Below are 7468 nucleotides of genomic sequence, written 5' to 3'. Positions count from 1 at the left end.
CATGGGCGATACAAGGGGTGAGCCATGCGCCCCACGGGCACTGCCTCAAACCACCTCAAGACGAATCTTGTACTGGTTGAGCAACTGGGTCAGGGCAGGAGTGGGCGCCTGGTCGGTCACCAGGCAGTCGATCAGGCTGATCGAACCGAGGCGGACCATGGCATTGCGGCCGAACTTGCTCGAGTCCGCCGCCAGCAGCACCTGGCGGGCGTTGGCGATGATCGCCTGGGATACCCGCACTTCCTGGTAGTCGAAGTCCAGCAGGCTGCCGTCCTCATCGATGCCGCTGATGCCGACCACGGCGAAGTCGACCTTGAACTGGTTGATGAAGTCGACGCTCGCCTGGCCGACCACGCCGCCGTCGCGACGCACCGTGCCGCCGGCCACCAGCACCTCGAAATCGTCCTTGGCCGCGAGGATCGCCGCTACGTGCAGGTTGTTGGTGATGACCTTCAGGTGGTTATGGTTGAGCAGAGCGCGGGCAATGGATTCGGTGGTGGTGCCGATATTGATGAACAGCGAGGCATGGTCGGGAATCTGTCGGGCCACGGCTTCGGCGATGCGCTGCTTCTCGTCGCGCATCTGGTCGGCACGCATGGCGTAGGCGGTGTTCTCGATGCTCGAGTCGTAGGCCGCGCCACCGTGATAACGGCGCAGCAGGTTGCCCTCGGCGAGCTGGTTGATATCGCGGCGGATGGTCTGCGGGGTGACGACGAACAGCTGCGCCATCTCCTCGATGCTCACGTAGCCGCGTTCGCGGACCAGCTCGAGGATTTGTTGTTGGCGTGGGGGCAGATTCATGGGCGGTCCTTTGGGGCTGCCGGACAAATTCTGCAATGATGCCGTAGGTCGTGGTGTAGGACCAGTCTGGTTATCGCGTAAATAGCCATCGCGGGGCAAGCCCGCTCCCACGCACAACCACTTGTGGGAGCGGGCTTGCCCCGCGATGCTTCAGGGATCAGGCGTTGTGATCTTCCCAGTCGCGGGTGCGATCGACAGCCTTGCGCCAGCCCTTGTACAGCTTCTCTTTCGCCGCTTCATCCAGCTGCGGGCTGAACTCGCGCTCGATGATCGCCTTGTCGCGCAGCTCGTCCAGGCCGCTCCAGAAACCGCAGGCAAGGCCTGCCAGGTAGGCCGCGCCCAGGGCCGTGGTCTCGCGCATCTTCGGACGCTCGACGCAGGTGCCGAGAATGTCGGCCTGGAACTGCATGAGGAAGTTGTTGGCCACCGCGCCACCATCCACCCGCAGTTCGCTCAGGCGCTGGCCGCAGTCCTGCTGCATGGCGTCGAGCACGTCGCGGGTCTGGTAGGCGATCGACTCCAGGGCCGCGCGGATGATGTGATCGACCTTGACGCCACGGGTCAGGCCGAACAGCGCGCCACGGGCATACGGATCCCAGTAGGGTGCGCCCAGGCCGGTGAAGGCCGGCACCAGGTAGACGCCGTTGCTGTCCTTGACCTTGCTGGCGAAGTATTCGGTGTCGTAGGCGTCGTTGACGATCTTCAGTTCATCGCGCAGCCACTGCACGGTGGAGCCGCCGTTGAACACCGCGCCTTCGAGGGCGTAGGCCACCTCGCCGCGGGGGCCGCAGGCGATGGTGGTGAGCAGGCCGTGGGACGACTGGACCGCCTTGTCGCCGGTGTTCATCAGCAGGAAGCAGCCGGTGCCGTAGGTGTTCTTGGCCTGGCCGGGCTCCACGCACATCTGGCCGAACAGCGCCGATTGCTGGTCGCCGGCGATACCGGCGATGTCGATACCGCTCTTGGTCTTGCCATAGACTTCGGACGATGGGCGTACCTCAGGCAGCATCTGGCGCGGAATGCCAAGGATATCGAGGAGCTTGTCGTCCCATTGCAGGCTGTGGATGTTGAACATCAGCGTGCGCGAGGCGTTGGTGTAGTCGGTGACATGCACCTTGCCGCCGGAGAACTTCCAGATCAGCCAGGTATCGATGGTGCCGAACAGCAGTTCGCCACGCTCGGCGCGTTCGCGGGCGCCTTCGACATTGTCGAGGATCCACTTGAGCTTGGTGCCAGAGAAGTACGGGTCGGTGACCAGGCCGGTGGCCTCGCGGATGTACTGCTCGTGGCCGTCGCGCTTGAGCTGGGCGCAGATATCGGTGCTGCGGCGGCACTGCCAGACGATGGCGTTGTACACCGGACGCCCGGTTTCCTTGTCCCAGACCACGGTGGTCTCGCGCTGGTTGGTGATGCCGATGGCGGCGACCTGGGCGTGGCTGATGCCGGCCTGGGCCAGGGCCTCGACCATGGTCGCGCTCTGGGTGGCGAAGATTTCCATCGGGTCATGCTCGACCCAGCCCGCCTGCGGGTAGTGCTGGGCGAATTCACGCTGCGAGGTGCCCACCACGTTGGCGTCGCGATCGAAGATGATGGCGCGCGAACTGGTGGTGCCCTGGTCCAGGGCGATGATGTAGTTCTTGTCCAGGGTATCGGTCATGTCGGTGGCCTTGCACGAATATGGGAGTAGGTCAGGGCGTGGCGGGCGCCGGCCTTGCGGTCCGGGCCCGGCGCGGGCATCAGGAAACCTGGGTGTCGCCCTGAGGATTATCGTCTGTTTGTTGGGCCGCGGCCTGGGTGGCTGGCAAGTTGCGGGCGATCAGCCCGCGGTACAGGGCCGCGCCCAGGCTGGCACCGAGGATCGGCGCGAACACCGGCACCAGGAAATACGGAATATCGCGCCCGCCAGTGAAGGCGACTTCGCCCCAGCCGGCCAGGAAGGTCATCAGTTTAGGCCCGAAATCCCGCGCCGGGTTCATCGCGAAGCCGGTCAGCGGGCCCATGGCGCTGCCGATCACGGCGATCAGCAGGCCGATCAGCAGGGGGGCGGTGGCACCGCGTGGCAGACCGTTGTTGTCGTCGGTCAGGGCCATGATCACGGCCATCAGGATGGCGGTGATGATCACCTCGACCAGGAAGGCCTGGCCGGTGGACAGTGCCGGGTGCGGATAGGTGGAGAACACCGAGGCCAGCTCCAGGCTGGCCTGGCTGCCACGCACCATGGCGTGGCTTTGTTCGAAATCGAAGAACAGGTTGCTGTACAGGAAGTACACCAGGGCGGCGCCGCAGAACGCGCCGCACACCTGGGCCAGCATGTAGAACGGCAGCTTGCGCTTGTCGAAACCGGCGAACACGGCCAGGGCGATGCTGACCGCCGGGTTCAGGTGCGCGCCGGAGACGCCGGCGGTCAGGTAGATCGCCATGCTCACGCCGACCCCCCAGATGATGCTGATCTCCCACAGGCCGAAGCTGGCGCCGGCGACCTTGAGCGCGGCGACACAACCGGTGCCGAAGAAGATGAGCAGGGCGGTGCCGAGGAACTCGGCCAGGCATTGGGCGGATAACGTGGGTTCGCGTAGAGCAGTTGTCATGTGTGACCTCGGTTCTTGTTGTTGTGAGGCGCTGGGCGCTCGACAGCAAAAAAGCCCGGAGTCGATCCCCATTGACGCCGGGCGGGTACAGGAAGTGCACCTTATAGGTGCACCATGTATTCATAAACGAAAAAATATAGACAAGAAACGCTGATGTCAAAGGTCGAAAATGAACGCTTGGCCACAATCTGACCAGAGCACCGGGTCGTGAATCCATGGCCGCTGCTCTAGCCTGGGACCTGCGCTGGCTGCACCGGTGGAATTGCCCTAAAGTACCGGGCGACTTGTGATCGACTGGAGCCGTTGATGACCCCCGCCCTGGACCTTTTGAAGAAGGCGCGCGCCGAGCACCGCGTGCACAGTTACGAACATGATCCGAAAACCGCCTCGTATGGCCTGGAGGCGGCGGAAAAGCTGGGCCTTGACCCGCTGCGGGTGTTCAAGACCCTGCTTGCCAGCAGCGAAAAGGGCGAGCTGCTGGTAGCGGTGGTACCGGTGGTCGGCACCCTCGACCTGAAGGCACTGGCCCATGCGGCGGGGGTAAAAAAATGCGAGATGGCCGATCCGCAGGCGGCCCAGCGCGCCACGGGTTACCTGGTCGGGGGGATCAGCCCGCTGGGGCAGAAGAAGCGCCTGCGCACCTTTATCGATCAATCCGCGCAACAACATGAAACGATTCATGTGAGTGCTGGCCGCCGTGGGTTGGAAGTGGAGCTGGCCGCCGTGGTGCTGGCCACCCATACCCAGGGACAGTTCGCCGAGATCGGTCGCGGCTGATCATCTGTACTGATTGAAATTCCACGACTCTGTCACTGTCGGGCCCTGGCGGCATGCCGCATGCTCAGGGCCTTTCCCGCCAGATTCAGGAGTCGTGGCATGCAGTTGCATTTTCATCAGGTGGACGCCTTCAGCGACCGTCCCTTCGCTGGCAACCCGGCCATGGTCTACCACCTGGAACAGTGGCTCGACGATGGCCTGATGCAGCAGGTGGCCGCCGAACACAACCTCGCCGAAACCGCCTTCGTGGTGGCCGAAGGTGATGGCTATCGGATCCGCTGGTTCACCCCGAGCACCGAAGTCCCCCTGTGCGGTCACGCCACCCTGGCCAGCGCCCATGTCCTGTTCGACGTCTACGGTGAGCAAGCGCCGCGCCTGGATTTCCAGAGCCGTTCGGGCCTGCTCAGCGTCAGCCGTGAGCATGGCCGCCTGTGGTTGGACTTCCCGCGCATCGACCCGCAGCCGCTGACCGAGCCTGTGGCGGTGGCCGAAGCGCTGGGATGCGAGGTGCGCGAGGTCTACCAGACCCGCGAGCTGTTCGTGGTGCTCGACTCGGAGCAGGCGGTACGCGATTGCGCGCCGGACATGGCGGCGCTGGCTCGCCTGCCGGGCTTGGGGGTGATCGTGACGGCTCCAGGCGAGCGGCATGATTTCGTGTCGCGCTATTTCGCTCCGGGCATCGGCATCCCGGAGGACCCGGTCACCGGTTCCACCCATTGCTCGCTGATCCCTTACTGGGCGGCGCGGTTGGGCAAGTCCGAGCTGCAGGCCTTCCAGTGCTCGACCAGGGGCGGTGAGCTGTTCTGTCGTCTGGAAGGGGAGCGGGTGAGGATCGGCGGGATGGCTCGGCGGGTGGCCAGCGGTACGCTGATGTTGTGAATCTGCATGGGCATGTGTCCCTGTAGGAGCGGGCTTGTCCCGCGAATGCGTTCGATCCGGCACAGTTGTAGCCAGATCTGGCGCAATCGCGGGACAAGCCCGCTCCTACAGAGTAATGTCAGGCCGCCTGCATCAATGCGCGGAGCTCACGCGTCGCACGCCCTGCTCATGACTGGCCAGCTGCGCGGCGACGCTGCCGGGTACCGCGAACAGCACCAGGTGGTCCGCCGCTACGGCGATACCGACGTCCTGGCCGACCTGATGGTCGTTGTGGCTGGGGAAGATCGCCTCGAGCTGGCTGCCGGTGGGCAGTTGCAGGCGATACAGGGTCGAGGCGCCGAGGAAGCTCTTGCCGATGACCTGCGCCCGCAACGGGCTGTCGGGGGCATGGATGATGTCATCCGGACGCAGCAGCACATCCACCGAACTGCCAGGAGCCATGGTGTAGGCACGGTTGCCGCGCAGCTCGCCGAGTTCGGTGGTTACTGACTCGTGGCTGCTCATCTGGCCGCGAATGAAGTAGCCCTGGCCGATGAAGCTTGCGACAAACGGGGTCTGCGGCTCGTGGTAGAGGTTGTAGGGGGTGTCCCACTGTTCCAGGCGACCCTCCTTGAACACGCCGACATGGTCGCTGACGGCAAAGGCTTCTTCCTGGTCGTGGGTGACCAGGATGGCGCTGGTGCCACGGCCTTTGAGAATGTCGCGGACCTCATGGCTCAGGCGCCGACGCAGTTCCACGTCGAGGTTGGAGAACGGCTCGTCAAGCAGCAGCAGTTGCGGCTCGGGCGCCAGCGCCCGGGCCAGGGCCACGCGCTGCTGCTGGCCGCCGGACAGCTCGTGCGGGTAGCGCCCGCCCAGGCCGCCGAGCTTGACCAGCTCGAGCATCTCGTCGACCACCGCCGCCTGGCGCGGGTGCTTGCCGATGCCGAAGGCGATGTTCTGTGCCACGGTGAGGTGGGGGAACAGGGCGTAGTCCTGGAACACCATGCCGATCCGGCGCTTTTCCGGGGCCAGGGTGAACCCGGCGCGGGAAATGACTTCGCCGGCCAGCTGGATCTCGCCGTCGTGCACCGGCTCGAAGCCGGCGATGGCGCGCAGCGTGGTGGTCTTGCCGCAACCGGAGGACCCCAGCAGGCAACCGATGTCGCCTGCGTTCAGGTGCAGGTTGAGGTTCTGGACGATGCGCTGTTCGCCATAGCCGCAGGCGAGGTTGCGCAGGTTGAGCAGTAGCTGTTGACTCATGCGTGGTGGTAAGCCGGTTCTACAAGGAATTCCAGAAGGGCCTTCTGCGCATGCAAGCGGTTTTCAGCTTCGTCCCAGGCGACCGAACGGGCGTCGTCGAGCAGGTCCTGGCTGATTTCCTCGCCACGGTGGGCGGGCAGGCAATGCATGAACAGGGCATCGGGTGCCGCCAGGTCGAGCAGTTCGCGGGTGACCTGGTAAGGCGCGAAATGCGCCAGGCGCCGTGCAGTTTCCTCTTCCTGGCCCATGGAAGTCCAGACATCCGTGGTCACCAGATGAGCGCCGCGCACGGCTTCCTTCGGATCACGGATGATCTGTACACGGTCACCGGCCAGCGCCAGGAAGCGCTGATCAGGCTCGTAGCCTTCAGGGCAAGTGATGCGCAGTTGGAAATCGAACTGCACGGCAGCTTCGATATAGGAGTTGCACATGTTGAAGCCGTCGCCGACCCAGGCCACGGTCTTGCCCTGGATCGCGCCACGGTGCTCGAAGAAGGTCTGCATGTCGGCCAGCAGTTGGCAGGGGTGCGACTCGTCGGACAGGCCGTTGATGACCGGCACCTTCGAGTTGGCGGCGAACTCGGTCAGGGTGCTGTGGGCGTGGGTGCGGATCATCACCGCGTCGACCATGCTCGAGAGCACGATGGCGCTGTCGGCGATCGGCTCGCCGCGGCCCAGCTGGGTGTCGCGTGGCGACAGGAAGATGGCCTGGCCGCCGAGCTGGATCATGCCGGCTTCGAAGGACACCCGGGTGCGGGTCGAGGACTTCTCGAAGATCATGCCCAGCACGCGGTTCTTCAGCGGCTCGAACAGCACGCCTCGTTTGCGCAGGTCCTTCAGCTCGATGCCTCGACGGATCACACCGAGCAATTCGTCAGCGGTGAAATCCATCAGGGAGAGAAAGTGCCTTGCGCTCATGATTGACTACCTTATCTGCAACGTTCTGCAGGTCGACCGTATGGGTTTTGTTGACAACGGGGGTGACCTGCGGCGTAAGCCGCACGGGGCGGACGGAATAGGGAAAGGCGCAATACTATAATTAAATGTCGCCTAAAACCAAGAGGGGAAACAGCGCCACTGTGTCAAAGGGTGTCGTAAGCCCTTGCCGGCTAGCTGTTTTTTATTTGCTACAGCGGTTGTACACGGCTCGGAGCGTATTTGGCAAACCCGTTGTCGCGAATC

The 7468-nt window shown here is 64.1% G+C and carries 7 protein-coding genes; 2 read left to right on the top strand and 5 right to left on the bottom strand.

All coding sequences use genetic code 11. The features are described from left to right. Nucleotides 1-45: 45 nt before the first annotated feature. The 3 genes from glpR to POF53_RS17030 all read right to left on the bottom strand — a co-directional run bounded on the left by glpR (nt 46) and on the right by POF53_RS17030 (nt 3389). Nucleotides 46-801 carry a DeoR/GlpR family transcriptional regulator gene (glpR, locus tag POF53_RS17040; protein WP_203647763.1) on the bottom strand — a complete coding sequence of 252 codons (756 nt, stop codon included), beginning with the start codon at nt 799-801 and terminating at the stop codon, nt 46-48. A gap of 157 nt (nt 802-958) precedes the next feature. Beyond that, entirely contained in the window at nt 959-2446 is a 1488-nt protein-coding gene (glpK, locus tag POF53_RS17035) for a glycerol kinase GlpK (RefSeq protein WP_498968652.1), read from the bottom strand. 91 nt (nt 2447-2537) lie between these two features. After that, nucleotides 2538-3389 (bottom strand): MIP/aquaporin family protein, encoded by an 852-nt coding sequence (locus POF53_RS17030; RefSeq protein ID WP_050704019.1) that lies wholly within the window; start codon nt 3387-3389, stop codon nt 2538-2540. A 306-nt stretch (nt 3390-3695) separates the two neighbouring features. Here POF53_RS17030 and ybaK point away from each other — a divergent pair, with 306 nt between their 5' ends. Further along, entirely contained in the window at nt 3696-4166 is a 471-nt protein-coding gene (ybaK, locus tag POF53_RS17025) for a Cys-tRNA(Pro) deacylase (protein ID WP_050704020.1), read from the top strand. A 99-nt stretch (nt 4167-4265) separates the two neighbouring features. Next, nucleotides 4266-5045 carry a PhzF family phenazine biosynthesis protein gene (locus POF53_RS17020; protein ID WP_498968649.1) on the top strand — a complete coding sequence of 260 codons (780 nt, stop codon included), beginning with the start codon at nt 4266-4268 and terminating at the stop codon, nt 5043-5045. 132 nt (nt 5046-5177) lie between these two features. Here POF53_RS17020 and POF53_RS17015 read toward each other — a convergent pair whose 3' ends face one another. Both POF53_RS17015 and argF read right to left on the bottom strand, forming a co-directional pair. Continuing rightward, nucleotides 5178-6287, bottom strand: a complete 1110-nt coding sequence (locus tag POF53_RS17015) for an ABC transporter ATP-binding protein (RefSeq protein ID WP_254464842.1) — start codon at nt 6285-6287, stop codon at nt 5178-5180. Then, the gene (gene argF, locus POF53_RS17010) at nt 6284-7204 is read right to left on the bottom strand and encodes an ornithine carbamoyltransferase (protein WP_232855798.1); all 921 of its coding nucleotides are present in this window, start codon (nt 7202-7204) and stop codon (nt 6284-6286) included. Before argF ends, POF53_RS17015 begins: the two co-directional genes overlap by 4 nt. Nucleotides 7205-7468: the final 264 nt, after the last annotated feature.

The sequence above is a fragment of the Mitsuaria sp. RG genome, from assembly GCF_028369275.1.
Taxonomy (GTDB): Bacteria; Pseudomonadota; Gammaproteobacteria; order Pseudomonadales; family Pseudomonadaceae; genus Aquipseudomonas; species Aquipseudomonas peradeniyensis.
This window is presented reverse-complemented; position numbering and strand designations above follow the sequence as displayed.

Excerpts from the sequence above, each read along its gene's own strand:
- glpR (WP_203647763.1), bottom strand. The coding sequence starts at position 801 with ATGAATCTGCCCCCACGCCAACAACAAATCCTCGAGCTGGTCCGCGAA.
- POF53_RS17030 (WP_050704019.1), bottom strand. The coding sequence starts at position 3,389 with ATGACAACTGCTCTACGCGAACCCACGTTATCCGCCCAATGCCTGGCC.
- ybaK (WP_050704020.1), top strand. The coding sequence starts at position 3,696 with ATGACCCCCGCCCTGGACCTTTTGAAGAAGGCGCGCGCCGAGCACCGC.
- POF53_RS17020 (WP_498968649.1), top strand. The coding sequence starts at position 4,266 with ATGCAGTTGCATTTTCATCAGGTGGACGCCTTCAGCGACCGTCCCTTC.
- POF53_RS17015 (WP_254464842.1), bottom strand. The coding sequence starts at position 6,287 with ATGAGTCAACAGCTACTGCTCAACCTGCGCAACCTCGCCTGCGGCTAT.
- argF (WP_232855798.1), bottom strand. The coding sequence starts at position 7,204 with ATGAGCGCAAGGCACTTTCTCTCCCTGATGGATTTCACCGCTGACGAA.